Source organism: Bdellovibrio bacteriovorus (assembly GCF_001592735.1).
In the GTDB taxonomy this organism is placed as follows: domain Bacteria; phylum Bdellovibrionota; class Bdellovibrionia; order Bdellovibrionales; family Bdellovibrionaceae; genus Bdellovibrio; species Bdellovibrio bacteriovorus_D.
Window position 1 is genome coordinate 1,506,144 of the sequence record NZ_LUKE01000001.1, and the last position, 22,000, is coordinate 1,528,143.

Consider the following 22,000-nt stretch of genomic DNA (forward strand, 5'->3'; position numbering starts at 1 on the left):
TCGGAGCGTTTTTAGCATAGAGTTAAATCATATTTTGGTCTAGGTCCAGCTGTCAACGCGTCATCAACACTGAGGATTTTTTAATCCAGCCCGTCGCTGAACCAGGATAAGTCACCTGCACCCAATCGCCCTGATCGGCGCGAATTTGGACTTCGACTCCACCTGGCAATTCCATGATTGCGACTTGATTTTCACCCGGCGCGGTTTGCAAAGAAACGGTGTCCGTCACGATAGTTCCGCGCAAGATCGTGGAATCATAGAGTTTCAGAAGAACAAGGCCCGAAAAAACCACACACATTACGGCAAGGAGTGTCGGCACCAAAGGGAATGCCGGTAACGCCCTTTCCTCATCGAGCGCTTTTTTTCGACGCCCAACATAAGAAATCAAAGTCCACCCGGCGCATAAAAACGCCAAAGCCGATAAAACCAAATACGCCGGCAACGGTATGGGCTGAAGCAGTTGTCCTCGGAGTGTTTCATAAGTGTTTAAAGTGCGTGGAACTTCGCGAATGGGATGCTCAGAAAGAATAAAATGAAGGGTCGCCTGTGCGGTGGAAACTTCGGGATCCAAGTTTAAAGCTTTGCGTAAAAGGCCAATTGCCAGGGGTCTTTGGCCAAGTTGAAATTCCGTGAGGGCTAAATTTGTTAGAACTGTGGCGTTGTGAGGATCTTGGTCTAGCGACTTTTGAAATAGTTCCTGAGCTTTTTTGTAGTCTTTTGAGAGATAAGCTTGTGTCCCCTGAATGAAAAACTCCGTCGAGCTTTGAGCAAATGCGCCAAAGTAAGCAAGAATAAGAATCACAAATACACAGAGAGATTTTGATTTCGACATAGCTTTACTAGTCTACAGATAAAAGTCTTTCCGTGTCTACCACGTGTCTTGTCTTAGTCGGGGGCCAGGAGTAATCTAATAGGGCATTTCCATACTAAAATAATGGGGTTTTATGAGTATTCTTGCAGGTCACCAAGTGCAGCAATCCGACAAAGTTAAAAAAATGATTGAAGACTTGGTTGGTGAAGTCACAAAAATCAATTCGCAAATCACGGGCATTCGTCCCGCCCAAGATGAACACAAAGAGGCTGGAAAAAAGAAAATGGATCTTGCTGGCCAATTCCGTGGTCGTCCTTTGCATTATCAATACATGGGTACGGGGTCAGGTCGCGGCGTTTACGTTGAGCTTGAAGATGGCAGCGTGAAACTAGATTTGATCAACGGCATCGGCATTCACTTGATGGGTCACTCTCACCCACGTGTGATGGCGGCAGCGGTGCGTGGATCTTTAGCAGATATTTTAACTCAAGGGAACTTGCAGCCGAATAACGAATACCGTTTATTCACGGAAAAACTTGTGGGTCTTGCAAGTAAATCAAGTCGTTTGAAATATGCTTGGATTGCCACATGCGGAACCATGGCCAATGAAAATGCCTTGAAGCTTTCGCGCCAAAAAAATTCTCCGGCAAGATTTGTGATTGGATTTAAAGATGCTTTCGCAGGTCGTTCAACCATGATGGCGGAGGTTACCGATAATCCAGCTTACAAACAAGGTTTGCCGGAATATCACGAAGTATTACGTATTCCGTTTTATGATAAGCGAGATCCCAAGTCGGGCGAAAAAGCCCTCAACGCCCTGAAAGAACATGTCGCAAAACATGAAGGAAATATTTCTGTTTTTGGCTTTGAACCGATGTTGGGTGAAGGGGGTTATCAGGCGGCCCCTCGGGAATTCTTCGTGCCCCTTTTAGAATTTGCTAAATCTAAAAATATCGCTATATGGGCCGATGAGGTGCAAACTTTCACGCGCACGGGTGAATACTTTGCCTTTGAAACATTGGGCTTGGGTCAATACATCGATCTTTGTACCATCGCGAAGACAGCCCAAGTAGGCGCGACATTGTACACGGAAGAATACAATCCAAAGCCAGGTTTGATCGCGGGAACTTTTTCGGGCTCAACACCTTCATTGATGGCTGGCATGGAAATGTTAGACATGTTGGGCGAAGGTTACTTAGGGGCGGACGGACGTATTAATAAAATTCATCGTCGCTTTATCGACGGGCTCAACCGTTTGAATGAAACTTCATGCAAAGGGATCGCCCAAGATGCTGGTGGCATGGGTTTGATGATTGCTTTCACACCGCATGATGGGAAAAAAGAATCGGTAAATTCATTCTTAAATAAACTTTACGCCAACGGCGTTATCGCGTTTCCTTGCGGTAAAGACCCCGTGCGTGCGCGTTTCCTGGTGCCGGCCATTATTCAAGATGAAGATATCGATATCGCTCTTAAAGTGATCGAAAAGACTTTGCTTGAAGGAGTCTAATTGGACTTCATTGAGGCTTGCCGACAGTTGATCGCCATTGACAGCACACCCTCTAACGGCACTAAAGAGTTGTCGAAGTGGGTGGCGGCCTTTGCGCGCCAAAAAGGCTTCCATGTTGAAGAGCAGGAAGAAATTGTCGGCGACGTTTCTCAAGTCAATGTGATCGTTCGTCCAGTGAGCGAGCGCCCTGAAGTTGAATTTCTTTTGCAAACCCACTTAGACACGGTAGATCCTGGGCCTTACCCGCTTTGGACTGAAACTGATGCCAATCCCTTTGACGCGCACATCATTGATGGAAAGATTTATGGCTTGGGTGCCGCCGATGTGAAGCTTGATTTTTTGTGTAAGCTTGAAGCGATGGCGGCGGTGGGTAAAGACCGCGCGTGGCGCTTGCCTCCAGTCCTGGTCGGAACTTTTGGGGAAGAAAGCGGCATGCAGGGGGCCTTAAAACTGATCCGCAAGAATAAAATCTCTGCCCGCATGGCTTTAATCGGTGAACCTAGTGATTTGCATTTGATTAACGCCGCCAAAGGTTTTGCAAGTGTAGAAATTCGTGTGCCATTTTCTGAACAAGAAAAGGGTTATCGGGAAGAACACAACTTGCGTGAAAGTACATCCACGCAATCTAAACTTTTCCGTGGCAAGGCGGCGCATTCATCGACGCCTCATTTGGGTGAAAGTGCGATTTCAAAAATGTTTGAGTCCTTGCTTATGTTGCCAGATTCCGTGAACGTGATGGAGATGGATGGCGGCATCAATGGCAATACGGTCCCAAGTAATGCATTTTTAGAAATCGATATGGTGACCGGAATTGAAAAACCAATTTCTAAGCGTATCGCCAATATCTACAAACTTACGAAAGTTTTAGAACAGGAATTTTTAAAATATTCTGATCCCGAATTTATTCCGAGTTCACCGACTTTAAATATCGGGTTAGTAAGAACTAATGAATCTGAAATCCAAATTTCCGGAACTTGTCGTATTCCGCCTAATATCTCGCAAGAGATATACGAATCTTGGATGGAACGTCTGCGTCAGGTCTGCATTGAAAACGACGCCGAATTCCGCGTGAATGATTATAAAAAACCTTTTCGTACGGAAGTTCAATCCATCTTAGTGAAAGGCTGCTTAGACGAGTTGCGCGCGATGGGATTACCGGATCGTCCAATCACTCAGCCTTCAACCAATGAAGCCAGCATCTTTTCGCGTGTTGGTATTGATTGTGTCTGTTTTGGTCCCGGTAAGCGTGAGGGCAACGTACACACACCTCAAGAGCATGTCTCTTTAGAGGACTTAGAAAAAGCGAAAGAGTTTTATAAAAGAATTATCGAAAGGTTTTGCGTATGAGTTTCATCATTCGTCCGGTTCGACATGATGACTTAAGTCAGCTAGTGGATTTAGCAAAGCAGTTTAACTTGCTCAATCTGCCAGGGGATAAAAAAGTCATCGGGGATAAAATTGATCGCAGTGAACATTCTTTTGCTGGCAAGATGGAAAAAAACCAAGCCGAATATCTTTTTGTCGTTGAAGACATGGAAGAACGCGCGGTTGTTGGCAGCTCTCTGGTGATTGCAAAGCATGGATCTGAAGAAGTTCCGCACAGTTTTTTTAAAATTTTTAAGCGTGATCATTTTTCAGAAGACTTAGGCATTGGATTTATCCATCAAGTTTTGCGCTTTCAGTTGGACTTTGATGGCCCAACAGAAATCGGAGGACTTTTAGTCGATAAAGCGTATCGCCGTCGTCCGGAAAAATTGGGAAAACAGATCAGTCTTTCTAGATTTTTGTACATGGGTCTTTACCCCGAAAAATTTGAAAGTCGTGTTTTATGTGAACTAACTCCGCCCCTGACGGATGAGGGTCGCAGTGAATTTTGGGAAGCTTTGGGTCGTCGTTTCACCGGACTTCCCTATCAAGAAGCGGATTTGTTAAGCCAATCGCATAAAGAGTTCATTGAAAGTCTGTTTCCTCAAAATGATATCTACCTTGCCTTGCTTGATGCCAAAGCTCGTTTAGTATTGGGCCGAGTGGGTGAAGCCACCAAGCCGGCGCAACACCTGTTAGAAAGCATTGGTTTTACTTACCTTGATGAAGTGGATCCTTTTGATGGGGGTCCTCATTACGGGGCGAACACGGCAGATATTTTGCCGATTAAGCACGGTCGCAGATTAAAAGTCGCAGAATTTAAAGATCCGTCTTACAAGGAACAAGGTTTGATTGCGACCACCGGTGATGAATTCATGGTGTCGTTGGGATCGGCGGATATTCGCGGTGGCGAAGTCAGCATTGCGCCGAAAGTGCGTCAGCTTTTGGGCGTAGAAACGGGCGATGAAGTATTTATTTCTCCATTTAATTACAATAAAGGAATCTAACTAAGATGAGCTCACCACTATTTGATATCAGTTATAAAGGTGATTTTATTAACGGTCGCTTTGTCCCTGTTACCAAAGGGGATGGAGAGTTTAAAGACGTCAGTCCTGCAGACCTGAGTGACGTGATCATGAAGGTGGGATTTAAGCATGACCACATTGATGAGGCCTGTGCGGCGGCGAAAAAAGCATATCCTCAGTGGGCCATGCTTTCACTAGACGAAAGAAAAAAATATCTTTTGCGCGTGAAAGAACTTTTTGATGCCAATGTTGAACAAATGGCGCAATTGATTTCTCGTGATACGGGTAAGCCGCTTTGGGAAGGTATCAACGAGGCTAAGCTTTTAGGTTCTAAAATCGATATCACTTTAAATCAGTCTTTAAAGCTGGTCGCCGAAGAACGTATCACCAATGCCTTACCTCAAGTAGACGGAGTGATTCGTCATCGCTCGCGTGGGGTGATGGCTGTTGTGGGGCCATTTAATTTCCCGGCGCATTTACCAAATGGTCATATTATTCCAGCATTGATCGCTGGAAACACCGTGGTCTTTAAGCCGTCAGAACAGACGCCGGCCGTGGGACAGTTTATGGCGGAGCTTTATGAGCGCGCGCAACTTCCGCCAGGTGTTTTTAACCTTGTGCAAGGCGATGGCGCTGCCGGTGGACGTTTAGTAGCAAACGAAAACGTGGATGGGATTCTGTTCACGGGCTCTTATGAAGTCGGTTTAAAAATCAAGCAAGAGACTTTAAATCAGTATTGGAAAATTTTAGCCCTAGAAATGGGCGGTAAGAATGCCACCGTCGTTTGGGATGATGCGGATTTAGAAAAAGCGATCTATGAAACTTTGGTTGGCGCTTATATGAGTTCGGGTCAGCGTTGTTCGGGAACAAGTCGCGTGATCTTACATCCAAAAATTGCCGATGAATTTACGGAAAAATTTTATCAAGCGGCCAAAAAACTAAGCATCGGTCACTGGTCAGAAAATACCTTTATGGGTTCTTTGATTAATGCCGCGGCCGTGGAAAAATACATCCGCTTTCAAGAAATTGCCAATCGCGAAAACTGTGAAAGCCTGATGCGTGGTAAATCTTTAGATTTAAAACACAAAGGTTTTTACGTGACTCCATCTATTCACTTGGTGAAAAAATTTGATCCAAACAGTGTTTATCAGAAAAGCGAAATCTTTGGCCCGAACGTGGCGATTCATACGACTGACAATTTTGATGAGGCGATGCATATTGTGAACTCTTCAGGATATGGCTTAGTCATGGCGCTGTTTTCTAAGAATAAAGAACTTTATGAACAAGCCTTATTTAAAGCCCGCGTGGGTCTTTTAAATTGGAACCGTACAACCAATGGCGCAAGTTCACGTTTACCCTTTGGTGGGATGGGTAAGTCGGGTAATGATCGTCCGTCAGCACACTTTGCAATTCAGTATTGCACAGTTCCGGTAGCAAGCCTTGAAGATCCAACACCTTTTGATCCGACAAAAGTTTTGCCGGGAATGAATCTGGATACTAAATAATGAAGAAGACCTATGTTGTTCTATTATTGGCAGTGGTGGCATTAATCGCAGCTTTGGGGGGCGGGTTTGCCTTCTTAAGCTATCAGTTCTTAAGCTCTCGTCCTAGTGACGTGGCTCAGGATGTGGTTTATGAAGTCAGTCCTGGAAAAGGATTTAATTCCATTGCGGCAGAGCTGGAACAAAAAGGTCTGATTCGCAACGCGCTTTTCTTTACGGCGTATGCGCGCATTCGTGGCGATAGATCCAAAGTTAAAGTGGGTGAATATCTTTTGCGCACCAATATGGTGCCAAGTGAAGTTCTTAACACGATCACCTCAGGGAAAAGCATTGCTCGCAGCTTTACAGTCAGTGAGGGCTTAAGCATTTACGAAATTTCAGAGCTCTATCAAAAAGAAGGTTTTGGTACGGCAGAGGATTTCATGCGCTGGGTGCGCGACCCACAGTTTATTAAGTCTTTATTGGGTGAAAGTCAGATCAGCTTAGAGGGCTATCTTTTCCCTGAAACCTATATGCTGACAAAATACACGGATACCAAAACTTTGATCACCAACATGGTTCGTCGGTTTTTGTACGTTTATAATGAGGTGATTTCTCAGGCTGAAGTGCAAGGCTGGACTCGCCATCAGGTTGTGACCTTAGCAAGTATTATCGAAAAAGAAACCGGAGCGCCGGAAGAACGGCCGACAATTTCGTCGGTATTTCACAATCGACTGGCAAAAAGAATGCGTCTGCAAACAGATCCAACCGTGATTTATGGCAAAGCAGATTTGTCCGGAAAAATTGAAATCAACATCACCCGGGCAGATTTAACGACGCCAACTCGATATAATACGTATGTGATCTATGGGTTGCCGCCTGGACCGATTGCCAATCCAGGGAAAGAGGCTTTGCTTGCGGCCGTTAAGCCTGCGACCAGCAGCTACCTTTTCTTCGTCAGTCAAAATGACGGAACTCACATTTTTTCTGAGGACTATGCGGGACATAACAAGGCGGTGCAAAGATTTCAGTTGGACCGTAAAGCTCGCGAAGGCAAGTCCTGGAGAGATCTGCAAAACCGGAAGCAGGTACCGACCGTTCCGAAGAAGTAGTTCGGCAATTCTGCCAGAATGGTAATTTGCAGTATTGAGCCTACAGAGCTAATTTATCTCTATGAATCTGGGCACGAAAACCAGCCAGCTAGAGTTTGAAATCAAAAAAGTAGATCTTCTGTATCGTCAGAATGTCGCTGGGATGATTGCGATTTTCGTGAACACGGGCGCTTTTGTTTTTTATGCGTGGTCCTCGGCGCCCTTTATTTTCCTCATTACCTGGTTTTTGGCGCTCAACTTTTCAACGATTATTCGCTATTTTGCGTTTTATTTCTGGCGTTCCGCGCGGACCACTCTTCGTAACCAACAAGATCTAAAAAAATGGCGTTTGATCATCTATTCTTGCCTTTTAGTTTCGGGCTTGGGTTGGGGGTTTCTGGGATTTTTGACGGCGTTAGCGCCGGCTCGGGAACAGGTATTGGCCGGTCTTATTGTCGCTAGCATGTGTGCGGGGGCGATGATCACCTATGTCTCTTCGCCGATTGCAATGATGTGCGTAATAGTACCTTCCATGATGTTATGGGCCCTGGGCCACTTTTCTACGGAAAGCTCTTTAGATAAAATCATGGGGGGGTTGATTTTATTTTATTGTCTTATGATGGTGCTGATTGGTCGAAATCTATATTCAACGATCATGCGTTCCATGATGTTAGATGTACGACTTAAGGAAAATGAAGAGCGTTTAAGGATGGCTATGGAATCTTCAGGGTCCTTAACCTGGGATTGGAATTTGGTGGACCAAGATTTTTATTGGGAAGGAAATACCGAGCTATTCCCGCAGGGCCAAGGACAACTGCGCGCGATCATTGCACCTTTCGTGCAAACTCGCACCGACATTGACCACGAACACGTTATTAAAGACGAAAAAGGGCGTTATAGATATATCGCTATTCGGGGGCGATTTCATCAAGATGCATTCGGCGTGTATTCAAGATTTGTGGGAATATGTTGGGATGTCACGGCTAAAAAGAATGAAGAGTTTTTAAGACAAGAGCGAGATTTGCACGAGGCTGAAAACAGGGCAAAGTCGGTGTTACTGGCTAATGCCAGCCATGAAATGCGAACTCCGCTGGCGGCCATTATCGGTTTTGCGGAGGCAATTTTAAGAAGTCCCACATTAAGCGCTCAACATCGTCGGGACGTTCAAGGTATTTCTCGCCAAGGTCATTATATGACCTCCTTAATTAACGATCTTTTGGATTTGTCTAAGGTCGAAAGCAACCGTTTGTATTTGCAAAGCACGGCCATGAATCCCGCTTATGAGATCGAAGAATGTGTTTCGGCTTTAGGTGAGAAACTTAAAGAGAAAAATCTAAATATTGAAATCGAATATGAAACGCAAGTTCCTTTAGAAATCCAAGCAGACCCTGCTCGATTCAGACAAGTTATGATGAACGTCCTTAATAACGCCGTGAATTTTTCACAAGAAGGACCGATTCGCGTTTCGGTGTCCTTAGGTATAGATGCGACGAATCAGGCAACATTTAAAATCCAAATCGCTGATAAAGGTATTGGCATTGATCCCGAAACTCAGGCGCACCTATTTGAACCCTTTGCCCGAGGTGATGCCGAAGAGGTGCAGCGCACTCAAGGCTCAGGTTTAGGGCTGCCCCTTTCGTCAAGTTTGATGAAGATGATGAACGGAGAACTCAAGCTTCTGCACTCGGAATTGCACGAAGGGAGCACCTTTGAATTGATTTTCCATTTAGGCCCAGCAAATCGCCTTAATATTGGTATGGTACCGACAAAAAAATCTAAGAGCTCGAGTAAGTTAAAAATTATCAACGAGGGTGCATTTTTAAAGGGCCGCCGTGTTTTAGTTGTGGATGACTCTGTGGATTTACGTCTTTTGATGCGTCGATACCTTAATAAACAAGGTGCTTCAGTTGAAACTTCTGAAAACGGTAAAGAGGCTGTAGAAACCGCAATGAAAGATCCGTTTGATATCATTTTAATGGATATAAAAATGCCGGTGATGGACGGGTATGAGGCCACCGCGAAGTTAAGAGAAAGTGGCTATCGTAAACCCATCGTGGCCTTAACGGCCCAAGCCAGTGTGGATGGTCAAAAGAAATCCGTCGAAATGGGTTTTGATGGATATTTAAGTAAGCCCGTAGATATGGGCATGCTTAAAGAGATTCTAAAAGACAAGGCAGAGTTTGCCTAAGGTTCAAAGCCTTCAGGGGCTGAGGCGCGATCAAAGGCCTTCGATTCAGGATTAAAACGGAATATATTTAGTCGTGGCACCATTTGCTCATCATAAGTAGGGGCGACGATTTCAAGGTTTCCGTCTTTATCCACATCTGTCAGTGCGAGATTCGTGGCATTTCCTTGCAATAAAAAATGTCCATCGCGCGCTTCAAACAAAGGAAGCTTTGTCATTAAAGTTAAGCTCCCATTTTCATCTTCAGAGTAAACTTCAAGACCTAAATGACCGCCGCTTTTGATTTTTAAAACCGTCAGGTGGGGCCCGTTCGGTCCAATTTTTCCTGAAACCTTTGCTAAAACTTCTCGGGAAGAGCTTGAGAACGCCTCTTTCACCTTAAGACGCAGGTTGGGCACCACAGCAATCGTAACTAGAGTCATTGCTACTACTGCAAGGACCGCCATGAGGATGATTTCGGTTTTTTTAAAAGCAGAATCATTGGACATGCATATAAGTCTGCCACAAAAGTCGTTGAATTCAAAAGCGGAAAAATAATAAGATGGCTTCCTGGCCCGTCCTGCACAGGAGAAATTCGTGACAAAATTGATCGTTTCTAAATTCGGTGGAACTTCCATGGGAGATGCAGAATGCATGCTTCGCAGTGCGGAAGTCAGCCAACGCCAAGGTTCTGGTTTGATTGCTGTATCGGCGACTTCAGGTACGACGAACGAGTTGATCTTGTTAGGCAAGACCGCAGAATCAAAAACTTGGGAAGAAACAGAAAAGATTTTATCTAAGATCCGTGAAAAACACGTGAAGATCGCCCAAGATTTAAAGCTTTCGGCGGAATCATCTAAAAAAATCGAAACACTTTTCGAAGAAATGAATTCACTCGCAAAAGGAATTCATTATTTGCGCGACTGTTCCGTGAAAGCCATGGACACGTTGATGAGCTTGGGTGAAAGAATGTCTTCCGTTCTTTTTACCGAAGCAATGTCACAAGTCCTAAAAAAACACGGATCCACAAAATCAGCTGAGCTTTTTGATGTGCGCCAAGTTTTAAGGACGAACGACGACTTCGGTAAAGCAAAACCTAATACCGCAGAGGTCGCAGCCCTTTGCCAAAAGTATTTGGGATCTGTGCGCGATCAGAAGAAAGTTTTTGTCACTCAAGGTTATATCGGCATGACGGAAGATGGTTTCACCACCACACTTGGTCGTGGAGGTTCAGATTATTCTGCGGCGATTTTAGCAGAGGGCGTTGCGGCTGACGTTTTAGAAATTTGGACGGACGTGGCAGGGATTGCGACAACCGACCCGCGCATCTGCCCACAAGCAAAACCTATCAGCGAGATTTCCTTTAAAGAAGCTTCAGAGCTTGCAACTTTCGGCGCCAAGGTTCTGCATCCCGCAACCTTGTTACCGGCGATCCGCAAAAATATTCCGGTGTTCGTGGGTTCCAGCTTTGATTCTGAAGCTAAGGGCACATGGGTGCGTAAAGATGTCGACCAGCATCCACTGATCCGCGCCATGGCCTTACGAAAAAATCAAGTTCTGGTAACTTTATCGACGCCAGAGATGTTGCACGCGCATGGTTTCTTGTTTCAACTTTTTAAAGTCTTTAACGATCACAAAGTCAGTATCGATGCGATCACCACCTCGGAAATTTCGGTCAGCGTGACGTTAGATGATTCAACATTGTTAAATAAAAAATTGATCGCCGATCTTTCGCAATTTGCCGACGTGCAAGTGGAAGAAAAACTGACGTTGATTTCTTTGATCGGAAACAATATCAATCACACCGCCGGTTTAGCAAAAAAGATCTTTGATTCGATTTCAGATATCAACGTGCGTATGATTTGCCTAGGTGCAAGTAAGCACAATTTCTGCTTTCTAGTCGCCGAAGATCAAGCCACGGCCGCGATTCAAAAACTGCATAAAAGTTTTATTGAGTAGGTACCAGCTTCTTTTTGAGTAGGTACCAGCTTCTTTTAGTGGAGAATTGGTACACAAAAAATAACGCATTTAGCTGACTTCAGGACGCGGCAGCGCAGAGTGTTGATGCATGAGCCAGTGCTACTCGCAACTGCTCCGTAAGATTTTGGATGTTCTATTTATATTATTGTTCAAGCAGATTTGTTTCCCTAAACTATCTGTATGGAAAAATCAGAGTTTTACAAACTGATCGAATCACGAAAATCCATCCGTAAATACAAACCCGATGCAGTCCCTAAAGAAGTCATCGAAAGGGTTTTGACGGCCGGAATGCACGCGCCATCAGGAAAAAACCGCCAAAACTGGCGCTTCTTTGTGGTGACCGGACAAAAGCGCGATGAATATCTAAAATATTCTCAAAAATCTTGGGTTGGCATCAAAGATATTTTGCAGCAACGACTTAAACCTTCTTTATATCAATTCACCGAAAGATTTTTTTATACTCTGGGTGATGCCCCGGTCATTATTTTCGCATATTCACACAACGATTCAGAAGAGCGCTATCACACGAGTATCGGTTCTGTGTATATGGCTGTGGAAAACATGAATCTAGCCTGCATCGTCGAAGGACTTGGTTCGTGCACGATGGGTGCCCCACTAGAGATAAAAGAGGAAGTAGATAAGTTTTTGGGTGTGGATAAGTTAGCGGAATACCAGCGAGGAGAGTTAGAACTTCTGTGCGCGATGGTGTGTGGTTATCCTGATCATGAACCGCCCAAGGCGGCTCGGCAGCTTGAGGGCCGAGTCACCTGGCTTTGAAATTTGAAGTTAGTAGTAACGAGTTTGTTCTGAGAAAACTAGGCGAATAACTTCCTTGCTGATGCCGTGTTCATCTAAAGGAATTTCATAGTATGTCTGGCCTAAAAGCAGGTCACAGTATCCTATAGTGCTGCCGTGAAGATTTTCGAGATTCTCTAAACGATTAGTTCGGTCTTCAAGCTTATATGAAAGAGATTGCTTAGAAATTATTGGCAAGAATGATCCCTTGATGTCATCGGCTTTCAGAGCTCGGACAGGCAGATCTTTCAGTTTAGGATTTGTGTTATTCGCTGCAAAAATCTTTTTTGCCTCGAATAGCGATAAAAATTCTCCGGAGAGTTTGGGCTTTTCTAAACGAGTGTAATACAATCCAAAAATTTCGATCGGGCTAGTCCCTTGGTTAATTTCCGTCGCCACAAAACGTTTAAATGAAGCACAAGACGTCACGTCGTTCTTAGCTTTTGCAGGATTAACGTCATCAATCTGTTTCATTTGCGGATAAGAAACTCGGACTTTCACCTCCAGAATTTTTGGCGTCACAATTCCTTCGGTTTTTTTATTTGAAGAGTTTCGAATCACTAAATTATATCCCTCGGTAAGTGGATAAACACCCGAGGAAATTTCTTCCGGTTTAGGCTCGAGTTTCGGTTCTACAGTGGATTGCGGGGGCTGAGGTTTGGGATCCGAGGTTAAATTGGTTCCCGGCCCGCTATTGCACGCAGAGAGTGTTAAGAGAAAAGCGCCTACTATTACTCTATATTTCATATATTCTCCTTATTTAAACGCCCGGGTTTTCGGACGCTGGTTGATAAAGGCACTGATTCGCAAGTTCGGGACCAACTAAGGCAAGGCTCAGTTCGTTTTTACGAGATAAACACGTCCGGACCTTCCACAAACTCGGAATTTTGTAGAAAAAATAAGACCGCCTAGACGGAGTGATTTGTTAAGCAGTCACAATCATCCCGAGTGATTTCAGATAGTTACAAACCGGCAAAGTTGAAGCCTTTTTTGATCTCAGCGGATCGTCCTTAAAATCCTATAAGTCATCGATTTCTTTTAATTATTCCCTATCTATTGGCAGACTGATTTGGTATATCCGTCGGACCTATGAATCCAATCGAAGCCTTAAAGACAAATCCGTTTGTCCTCGCGCCAATGGCGGGGATTACTGATCATGCTTTTCGTACATTCATGAAGCGACTTGATACTAGTGTCGTCGTCACGGAACTCGTGAGCGCTAGTGGTATCGAGTACAAATCTGAACGCACGATGAAGTTGATGAGCTTTGATGAATCTCAACGACCCGTGGGAATCCAACTTTTTGGTGAAGAGCCAGAAATCGTAGCCCGGGCAGCGCAAGTTGCCGAAGCTGATGGCTGTGACTTTGTTGATTTGAACTTTGGTTGTCCTGTTCCAAAAGTTGTAAAAAAGGGCGCGGGCTCCGCGATCTTAAAAGATCCGATAGCTTTGCAAAAGATGGTTTCTACCGTTAAGGCTGCAATTAAAATTCCTCTGACAATTAAAATCCGCACGGGATGGGATGCGAACTCTCGCAATGCGGTTGAAGTTTGTAATATCGCTTACGATGCCGGGGTGTCATGGGTGGCCATTCATGGTCGCACGCGTGCTCAAGGTTATACGGGGTTGGCGGACTGGGATTTCATCACGGACGTCAAAGCCAAAACCAAAATTCCAATTTTGGGTAACGGAGACATCCTAACGCCTCGTCAAGCAAACTTGAGACTTGCTCAAAGTGGTTGCGATGGCGTGATGATCGGTCGTGGGTGCTTAAAAAATCCATTTATTTTCATGGATGCGCTTTCATTGTGGCGTGGGGAACCCCTTAAGGACGTTCGTCGGGATTATGTCAGCCTATTTAACGACCTTCGCAACGAAATCGTGGCGCATTGTGAGGAGCACATCACGGGGATCCAGCTCAGAAAGTTTGCAGCTTGGTTCTCAACAGGGTATCCTGGTGCAGCTCAATTCCGTAAGAATCTATTTCAGTCCAAAAGCAATGACGAAGTCATGGCTCTTGCAAACGAATTTTTTGCAAGTATCGGCAATGTTGAACAGGAAGATCAGAGCTCGGATGAGTTCTTAATGGGCGGTCACGGATAGGATCTTAACCAGATCCTGTAGTGAACAAATTAATATAAAGTTTTAAAAAAGTTTTTAAGAGAAATAACAAAGGGCAAAGAATGCAAGATCCAAAGAAAATTAGAAATATCGCGATCATCGCGCACGTCGACCACGGTAAAACAACTCTCGTCGATCACTTAATCAAACAAGCCGGAACTTTCCGTGACAATGAACACGTTGAAGAGCGTCTGATGGACTCTATGGATCTTGAAAAAGAACGTGGTATCACCATTGCGGCGAAAAATGCTTCCTTCCAATACAAAGATATCAAAGTAAACATCGTAGATACACCGGGACATAGTGACTTTGGTGGTGAAGTCGAACGTATCTTGAACATGGTTGATGGTTGTATCCTTCTTTGCGACGCTTCTGAAGGTCCACTCCCACAAACTCGTTTCGTTCTTAAAAAAGCTCTTGAGGGCGGCAAAAAAGTTATCGTTTGTATCAACAAGATTGACCGTGCCGATGCTCGTATTCAAGAAGTTCATAACGAACTTTTCGATCTTTTCATCGATCTTGATGCTACGGAAGAGCAATGTGATTTCCACACGATCTATGCGATTGCGCGTGAAGGTATGGCGACTTTGGATCCGGCGGTTAACACTGGAACATTGCAACCACTTTACGATGCTATCGTTAATTTGATTCCGCCTCCGCAAATCGAAGAAAACGCACCACTTCAAGTGATGGTTTCTAACATTTCGTACAATGATTACGTAGGTCGTTTGGCAATCGGTCGTATCAAAGCCGGCTCCATCAAAGTTGGCGACGATGTTATGTGCGTTCAAGCTAACGGACAAAAGAAAGTAAAAGTATCTGCGTTGATGCAATACAAAGTGAACTCGCAAGTTCCAGTTCAAGAAGCTGGTGCGGGTGACATCGTGGTCATCGCGGGTATGGAAGATTTCACTATCGGTGACACGATCACTTCGGCGATTGATCCTCGTCCACTTCCACGTATCGCGGTTGAAGAACCGACGGTCGGGATGGTTTTCTCGGTCAATAACGGACCGTTCGCAGGTCTTGATGGTAAGAACGTAACTTCACGTAAGATCCTTGAGCGTCTAGAGCGCGAGTTGTTATACAACGTTGCGATCCGTGTAGAAAAAACTGAAAACACCGATGCCTTCAAAGTTATCGGTCGTGGTGAGTTGCAACTAGGTGTATTGATCGAACAAATGCGCCGTGAAAACTTCGAACTTCTAGTTTCTAAACCGACTGTTGTCTTTAAAGACGAAGGCGGCAAAAAAATGGAACCAATGGAGCTTGCGGTTATCGATATCGAAGACAGCTTCGTCGGTGCGGTTACTGAGAAACTTGGTAAACGTAAAGGTGTCATGACGAACATGGTTCAAAAAGGTTCAGGTCGTACTCGTTTGGAATTCCGTATTCCTTCACGTGGTTTGATCGGTTACCGTTCTGACTTCTTAACAGACACTCGCGGTACGGGTTTACTTAATACTCAATTTGATGGCTGGGATGATTACCGTGGAGAGATTGAACATCGTTTGAATGGTGCGATGATCTCTGACCGTAAAGGCCAAGCGACGGCATACGCGATCTGGAATCTTCAAGAACGCGGTGTTATGATGGTTGAGCACGGTGATGATGTTTACGAAGGTATGATTGTCGGCGAACATGCGAAGGAAAATGATCTAGAAGTTAACATCACGCGCGAGAAAAAGTTGTCAAACGTACGTGCTTCGGGTTCTGATGAAGCTATCCGTCTAGTTCCAGTGAAAAAGTTCACTTTGGAAAGAGCCATGGAATGGATTAAGGATTCAGAGTTGATCGAGGTAACGCCGAAGAACATCCGTCTTCGTTTGCGTGAACTAGATCCTCACAAACGTGCTAAGGCTTCTAAAGAGTAGTCTTTAGCTCGAAGAGTCCAAGGAAGGGATTCGATGAGTACGAACGTTGCTATTGAAATTAAGGATTTGACCAAGAAGTACGATGATCGCGTCGCGGTGAATGGGATTAATCTAGAAATTTACAAAGGTGAATGTTTCGGCCTCTTGGGTCCCAACGGGGCGGGTAAAAGTACAACCATGAAGATGATGTACTGTTCCGCCCTGGTTACTAGCGGAGAGCTCTATGTGCTAGGGCTCAACGTTAAGAAAAACTACCGCGAAATCAAATCTCGCATTGGGGTGGTTCCTCAAGAAGACGGCTTAGATCCGGACTTCACTGTCTTAGAAAATCTTTTAGTTTACGCTAGTTTTCATAATATTCCGAAATCAGACGCCGAACTTCGCTGTCAGGCCTTGCTTCGTTTAATGAAGTTAGAAGAATATCAGGATCGTTCAGTAGAAACTTTAAGCGGCGGTATGAAACGTCGTTTGGCGATTGCGCGTGGACTTATTAATTCACCAGAATTGTTATTCCTTGATGAGCCGACCACGGGTCTTGATCCGCAAGCGCGGGTTTGGATCTGGGATTTCTTTAAGCATTTAAAATCTGAAAAAAGCACGCTTGTTTTGACGACCCATTATATGGAAGAAGCCGAGCAAATGTGTGATCGCGTAGCCATTATCGACGATGGGAAAATCCTGACTGTCGGTAAGCCCCGCGATTTAATCCGCGATCTTATTGGTAAAGAGGTTGTCGAATTTGATACCAATCCCGTCGATCTTAATTATTACCTAGGCCGTTTGCGTGCGGAAGGCTTTGCTTATCAAGTGATTCAAGAAACCGTGTCTGTATTGGTAAAAGAAAATCAAGATGGTCGCCGCGTGATGGATTTAATTGCCAGCGATAAAATCTTTATTCGTAAGCCGACATTGAATGACGTGTTCTTAAAACTAGCCGGTCACCACTTGAGGGATGAATAGCATGAAAATCAAAGACTGCTTTTCCATTCCAAAGTTTTCCGAAGACGCACTTAAAGTATGGTCGCGTAATTTCTTGTATTTCAAAAAAACCTGGATGGTTTCAGTTTTCTGGATCGTCCTTGAACCCGTGATTTATTTAGGCGCAATCGGCTTTGGATTAGGTGCTTTTGTAAATAACATGGGCGGCATGTCTTATATTGAATTCTTTTATCCTGCGTTATTGTGTACGACCGCGATGATGGTTTCTTTCTTTGAAGGCACTTACGGAAATTACACTAAACTAACCCATCAAAAAACATACGCCACCATCATGTTGACTCGAATTGGACCTGAAGAAATCGTGGCGGGTGAGTTATTGTGGGCGGCCAGCAAAGGCTTCTTTGGTGTTTGCGGTGTTACTTTGGTGGCGGGCATTTTTGGTTTGATTGATACTTACCGCATTATCTTAGCCTTGCCGATGCTGTTCTTATTATGCGCGCTGTTCTCTTGTATCGGAATGATCTTTACTTCGATTGCCAGAAACTATGACTCGTTCATTTATTCAACGTCGGGCTTAATTGTGCCAATGAGTTTACTCAGCGGAACTTACTTCCCTTTAGAGCAGCTGCCTTCCGGTCTTCGTTACGTGGCTTATTTATTTCCATTAACTCACGCAGTGTCGGCGATTCGTGAAACGATCCATTCAGGTGTCTCGCTGAATGTGGCTGGGCATTTACTGATTCTTTTGATCGCAGCATGGATCTGTATGAACGTGGCGTTTTATAGAATCAGAAGAAAACTTCTGCGATAACTATTCTTGAACTTCGACTTCTTCAGCATCCATCGGTTCACCGGCTTCCAGTTCCTCTAGCGTAGGAACTTCATCCGCAGGCACATTCATTTCCGCCGGCAAAGGCTCTGCCTGGAAGAAGTAAGACAACTGATACACCGCTTCGTTGTATTCAGCTTCGTTGATTCGGTTATAGCGATACATATTGTCGATGATTTCACTTAAACGTTTCTTGGCAAAGCCGGTCAGTTCTTTACGATAATATGATTGGGAATACTTCACCGGATTAGGCAGTACCATGGCAAAAAATGCACTTTCCACGACGTTTAATTCGGCCGGTGTTTTCTTAAAGTAATATTGAGCGGCCGCTTTGATGCCGTAAATATTTTTTCCGAATTCCACCACGTTTAAGTAGCGCTCTAAAATTTCTTTCTTAGATAATGTGTGCTCAATGCGATCGGTAATGATGGCTTCCAGGGCCTTACGAATAAACGTACGGTCTTTATTTAAGTACATGTTCTTAGCAAGTTGCTGAGTGATCGTGGAGCCCCCACGTTTAAAGACCCCAGTTTCCCAGCCGGCGCGCGCATTTTTTTCAAGCGAGGCCCAATCAAAACCTTTGTGGTCGTAAAAGCTTGAATCCTCAGTGAGAACCACCACTTTTTGCAGATAAGGAGAGATCTTTTTTAACGGCACATAGTTTTTGGAAGTTGGACACAATTCCACTTGGTACATGCGCGTAATCATGCAGCCACGGATTTCTGCCGAACTGGGCAGCCAGTTTAACAAAGTGACTAACGCCACAGTGATTAAAGTAATAAAACCTAAGATAAAGAAAATGGCGTGTTTCATCAGTCCTTAAACTAGTTTGTGATCTTTCATCCACTGAACACTGTTATGAATCGCTTCGCGCGCGGGGCGAGGTTTAAATCCTAGCTCTCGTTGAGCTTTCGCGGAGTCAAACCAGTGATACATCGTTGCGGTGTAAGCATTTTCTTTGCTGACCGGGCCTTTTAAGCCCGCTTTTTCCATCATATCGCCAGCAGCTCCCAAAACATGTAAAAGTCCGTCGGGAAGTTGGAACGATGGAGGCTTCACTCCGGCTTCTGCCGCGATCATGGCAAAAAGATCTTTGATCAAGATATTTTCGCCGCACAAAATATAGCGTTCGCCACTTTTGCCGTTCTTCCAAGCCTTTAAAATGCCGTCGACGACGTCTTCAACGGCGACAACATTGACGCCACCGGAAGTATAAAATTTCAATTTTCCTTGCGCTACTTTAAGCTGCATTTTGCGACTGCCTTTTTTGGCATCGCCGGCACCATAGATTGTTGAAGGATTTAAAATAACCGCATCGATTTCATGCTTATCACAAGCTTTCTTAACGATTTTTTCAGCCTCGTGTTTGGTTTCAAAATAGCCTAAGTTTAAATCGTGTAAATTGTAGGTGGAGTCTTCATTTAAAACTTCATCGGTGCTAAACCCACCACCGATGGCGACTACAGATGAAAGATAAACCAAGCGACGAATTTTATGTTCACGACATACCGAAACTACGTTGGCGGTTCCTTGCACATTTACTTTATCCATTAACGGACGTTGCGATCTTTTATAAGCAATAACACCAGCCAAGTGAAAAACCGAATCCATGCCCTTAAAGGTTTCAAGCAAGGAATGAACATCGGTGACATCACCGTGCACATATTTACAGTTCACACCTTCAAGTTCAGAAAGATCACTTTTGGGACGAACCAAGGCATAGACGTCGTGACCTTCTTGCACTAGCGCCCGAGTCACCCAACTGCCTAAAAATCCATTTGCTCCTGTGACTAAAACTTTTTTCATGATCCTTCTACCTTTACAAATTCCATGCGCTTTAAAATCATCCGACATATCGTGGCCATCAAAAGACCACAGAATATTCCGACAATAGCGCCCCCTAGAACGTCCGTTGGAAAATGCACACCGTTATACACACGGCTATAACCAATCAAAACAGCCATGCCGTACATCGGAACGGCCGCTGGAGGAAACATCGCTGCGGTAAAGCTTGCAAAGCCAAACATATTAGCGGCGTGGTTGGAAACAAAACTGTAACCGCCATAAGGCGCACGCGGGATAACGGCTAAGCCGGCCGTTTCACCAGGTCGAGGTCGCTGAATTGTTTTTTTAAATCCGTGATTACCAATACCATCGGCGGCTAAAAGACTGAACACGGCAAAAAAGAAAATGATCAAGCCGCGTTTGGTGCCTCTTCTCCACATGAAAAGACCAAGCACTAAAGGAATCACTATAATTTTAAAAGGTTTTGTCTTATGAAGGTCTGTGACGAACGGAAAAAACTGATCCGCCCAGGGTGCGGTCCACACAGAGTTAATAAGATGAAAGAGCTTCCAATCAAGATCTAAAATATAGTCCAACATCATAGGTAATGTACCCTAGTTTTACGCCCGCAGAAAGTCTAGGTCTTCGAGGGGTCTAAGTGATATCTCTGATCCCGTGTGGCAAGATTTGATTATGGACAAAGCAACTTGGTTAGGCCTTCTAATAGGCTTCGGTGGGATCATCGCGGGAAATCTTTTAGAAGGCGGGCACATGAGTTCTCTCATGCAGCTGACAGCTTTTATTATCGTTATCGCGGGTACAGTGGGTGCCGTCATGGTTTCAAGTTCTGAAAAAGATCTTAAAACGGGTGTCGCGTTGGCCAAAACCGCATTCAAAAATGAAGATCAGCCCATCAAAGAAAAAATTGAAGAGATTGTGGATTGCGCGCGTTTAGCCAAAAAAGAATCTTTGCTAGCATTAGAGGCAAGACTGCATCGCATTCAAGATCCCATGCTTAAAGGGATTTTACGAAACGTCGTGGATGGAGTTGAAACGGAAGCCATTCGCGATATCTATGAGACCCAAATTCAAACCGAAGAAGAAGAACTCTTGGGCGGGGCAAAGATTTGGGTCGATGCCGGGGGATATGCGCCCACTATCGGGATTATCGGGGCCGTTCTTGGATTGATTCATGTGATGGGGAATCTGACGGACACGAGTAAACTGGGAGGCGGTATCGCGGTTGCTTTCGTCGCGACAGTTTATGGCGTCGCCTCTGCCAATCTTTTATTTTTACCTTTGGGAAGTAAATTAAAACGCCGAGTGCAGAGCACCTCGAGAGAAAAGCAAATGATCCTTGAAGGCGGTCTTCTTATCGCCAGCGGTATGAATCCGGTAATCTTGGAACAGAAACTTTTTGCCTTTCTTCATAAAGATCAGAAATAGGGCTATCGACGATGTCCCGCAAACACAAAAAACATGAAGAGCACGAGAACCATGAAAGATGGCTGGTTTCTTATGCCGATTTCATTACGTTGCTATTTGCGTTTTTTGTGGTGATGTATGCGACATCTTCCGCCAACGAAGAAAAACAAAAACAATTTGAAGACTCGATAAAAATGGAACTTCGTCTATCGGGGGGCGGGGGAAACACCAACCGCACCGCGATTGAAGAGACCATGCTAGAGTTAAAAATGCCATTAGGAAGCTTTCCCGCCAAGGGTGGATCTGGTGAAGCTCAAGATTATGTAGAGCGCTCTTTAAATAAATCCATGGGGAGTGACGAAAAGAAAAACTCTATCCAAGATGTCTATTCTGACGCCGTGGGAGTGCGCATCGCTTTAGCAGCATCTACTTTTTTTCCGGCGGGATCGGCCAAACTTAAAATGTCGGCATTGGGAGCCTTAGATAAGGTCGCTGAAGTTTTAAAAAGTAATAATAAACGAGTGATCGTGGAAGGTCACACCGATGATACACCGATTGAAGGTTCGATTTACCCAAGTAATTGGGAGCTAGCAGCGGGCCGATCGTCAGCGGTGATTCGCTATTTTGTAAAGTACCATAGCATAGATGCAAAAAGATTTATTTCATTATCTTATGGGGATCAAAAGCCCATTGTTCCGAACGACACGGAAGAGCATCGCTCGATGAACCGCCGTATTGAAGTCTTCATTATCACCGACGATAAAAAAGCAGAAATCTGATTCGCCTTCACTGAAGCTTCGGTGGA

Annotated in this window: 20 protein-coding genes; 14 read left to right on the plus strand and 6 right to left on the minus strand. The window is 44.6% G+C overall.

Features of this window, described 5'->3' with window-relative positions:
* Window positions 1-52: 52 nt before the first annotated feature.
* Window positions 53-802 carry a tetratricopeptide repeat protein gene (locus AZI86_RS07340; RefSeq protein WP_253715812.1) on the minus strand — a complete coding sequence of 250 codons (750 nt, stop codon included), beginning with the start codon at window positions 800-802 and terminating at the stop codon, window positions 53-55.
* Between the two features lie 142 nt (window positions 803-944).
* Between AZI86_RS07340 and AZI86_RS07345 the strand changes: the two genes are divergently transcribed.
* The 6 genes from AZI86_RS07345 (at window position 945) to AZI86_RS07370 (ending at window position 9,471) form a co-directional block, all read left to right on the plus strand.
* The gene (locus AZI86_RS07345; RefSeq protein WP_061834420.1) at window positions 945-2,321 is read left to right on the plus strand and encodes an aminotransferase class III-fold pyridoxal phosphate-dependent enzyme; all 1,377 of its coding nucleotides are present in this window, start codon (window positions 945-947) and stop codon (window positions 2,319-2,321) included.
* Entirely contained in the window at window positions 2,322-3,668 is a 1,347-nt protein-coding gene (locus tag AZI86_RS07350) for a M20 family metallopeptidase (RefSeq protein WP_061834421.1), read from the plus strand.
* Entirely contained in the window at window positions 3,665-4,693 is a 1,029-nt protein-coding gene (locus AZI86_RS07355; RefSeq protein WP_061834422.1) for an arginine N-succinyltransferase, read from the plus strand. Before AZI86_RS07350 ends, AZI86_RS07355 begins: the two co-directional genes overlap by 4 nt.
* A gap of 5 nt (window positions 4,694-4,698) precedes the next feature.
* Window positions 4,699-6,216: a succinylglutamate-semialdehyde dehydrogenase gene (locus AZI86_RS07360; protein ID WP_061834423.1), complete on the plus strand. Its 1,518-nt coding sequence runs from the start codon at window positions 4,699-4,701 to the stop codon at window positions 6,214-6,216.
* The gene (gene mltG / locus AZI86_RS07365; RefSeq protein WP_061834424.1) at window positions 6,216-7,304 is read left to right on the plus strand and encodes an endolytic transglycosylase MltG; all 1,089 of its coding nucleotides are present in this window, start codon (window positions 6,216-6,218) and stop codon (window positions 7,302-7,304) included. The genes AZI86_RS07360 and mltG overlap by 1 nt, the downstream gene beginning before the upstream one ends.
* Before the next feature lie 61 nt (window positions 7,305-7,365).
* Window positions 7,366-9,471, plus strand: a complete 2,106-nt coding sequence (locus AZI86_RS07370; protein ID WP_061834425.1) for an ATP-binding response regulator — start codon at window positions 7,366-7,368, stop codon at window positions 9,469-9,471.
* On the opposite strand, the gene AZI86_RS07375 is transcribed toward AZI86_RS07370, so the two are convergent.
* Complete coding sequence (locus tag AZI86_RS07375; RefSeq protein ID WP_061834426.1) at window positions 9,468-9,956, minus strand: hypothetical protein; 489 nt, start codon at window positions 9,954-9,956, stop codon at window positions 9,468-9,470. The two genes, AZI86_RS07370 and AZI86_RS07375, sit on opposite strands and share 4 nt — an antisense overlap.
* A gap of 88 nt (window positions 9,957-10,044) precedes the next feature.
* Between AZI86_RS07375 and lysC the strand changes: the two genes are divergently transcribed.
* Window positions 10,045-11,406 (plus strand): lysine-sensitive aspartokinase 3, encoded by a 1,362-nt coding sequence (lysC, locus tag AZI86_RS07380; RefSeq protein ID WP_061834427.1) that lies wholly within the window; start codon window positions 10,045-10,047, stop codon window positions 11,404-11,406.
* Between the two features lie 201 nt (window positions 11,407-11,607).
* Entirely contained in the window at window positions 11,608-12,204 is a 597-nt protein-coding gene (locus AZI86_RS07385; protein ID WP_061834428.1) for a nitroreductase family protein, read from the plus strand.
* Between the two features lie 9 nt (window positions 12,205-12,213).
* On the opposite strand, the gene AZI86_RS07390 is transcribed toward AZI86_RS07385, so the two are convergent.
* A complete protein-coding gene (locus AZI86_RS07390) occupies window positions 12,214-12,969 on the minus strand; it encodes a hypothetical protein (protein ID WP_061834429.1) in 756 nt (251 codons plus the stop codon).
* A gap of 342 nt (window positions 12,970-13,311) precedes the next feature.
* Between AZI86_RS07390 and dusB the strand changes: the two genes are divergently transcribed.
* The 4 genes from dusB (at window position 13,312) to AZI86_RS07410 (ending at window position 17,967) form a co-directional block, all read left to right on the plus strand.
* Window positions 13,312-14,325: a tRNA dihydrouridine synthase DusB gene (gene dusB, locus AZI86_RS07395; RefSeq protein ID WP_061834430.1), complete on the plus strand. Its 1,014-nt coding sequence runs from the start codon at window positions 13,312-13,314 to the stop codon at window positions 14,323-14,325.
* A gap of 80 nt (window positions 14,326-14,405) precedes the next feature.
* Window positions 14,406-16,217, plus strand: a complete 1,812-nt coding sequence (gene typA / locus AZI86_RS07400; protein ID WP_061834431.1) for a translational GTPase TypA — start codon at window positions 14,406-14,408, stop codon at window positions 16,215-16,217.
* Window positions 16,218-16,250: 33 nt separating this feature from the next.
* The gene (locus tag AZI86_RS07405) at window positions 16,251-17,177 is read left to right on the plus strand and encodes an ABC transporter ATP-binding protein (protein ID WP_061834432.1); all 927 of its coding nucleotides are present in this window, start codon (window positions 16,251-16,253) and stop codon (window positions 17,175-17,177) included.
* A gap of 1 nt (window position 17,178) precedes the next feature.
* Window positions 17,179-17,967, plus strand: coding sequence for an ABC transporter permease (locus AZI86_RS07410; protein ID WP_061834433.1), 789 nt, complete (start codon window positions 17,179-17,181; stop codon window positions 17,965-17,967).
* Here the strand turns inward: AZI86_RS07410 and AZI86_RS07415 are convergent, their stop codons facing one another.
* From AZI86_RS07415 to AZI86_RS07425, 3 genes are read right to left on the minus strand one after another with little or no spacing between them, the layout of a single operon-like run.
* Window positions 17,968-18,798 carry a biosynthetic peptidoglycan transglycosylase gene (locus AZI86_RS07415; protein WP_253715813.1) on the minus strand — a complete coding sequence of 277 codons (831 nt, stop codon included), beginning with the start codon at window positions 18,796-18,798 and terminating at the stop codon, window positions 17,968-17,970.
* A gap of 6 nt (window positions 18,799-18,804) precedes the next feature.
* Window positions 18,805-19,791 carry an NAD-dependent epimerase/dehydratase family protein gene (locus tag AZI86_RS07420; RefSeq protein ID WP_061834435.1) on the minus strand — a complete coding sequence of 329 codons (987 nt, stop codon included), beginning with the start codon at window positions 19,789-19,791 and terminating at the stop codon, window positions 18,805-18,807.
* Window positions 19,788-20,372, minus strand: a complete 585-nt coding sequence (locus tag AZI86_RS07425) for a phosphatase PAP2 family protein (protein WP_253715814.1) — start codon at window positions 20,370-20,372, stop codon at window positions 19,788-19,790. Before AZI86_RS07425 ends, AZI86_RS07420 begins: the two co-directional genes overlap by 4 nt.
* Window positions 20,373-20,463: 91 nt before the next feature.
* On the opposite strand from AZI86_RS07425, the gene AZI86_RS07430 reads away from it, so the two are divergent.
* The gene (locus tag AZI86_RS07430; protein ID WP_061835094.1) at window positions 20,464-21,216 is read left to right on the plus strand and encodes a flagellar motor protein; all 753 of its coding nucleotides are present in this window, start codon (window positions 20,464-20,466) and stop codon (window positions 21,214-21,216) included.
* Window positions 21,217-21,227: 11 nt separating this feature from the next.
* Window positions 21,228-21,974, plus strand: a complete 747-nt coding sequence (locus AZI86_RS07435; protein WP_061834436.1) for a flagellar motor protein MotB — start codon at window positions 21,228-21,230, stop codon at window positions 21,972-21,974.
* Window positions 21,975-22,000: the final 26 nt, after the last annotated feature.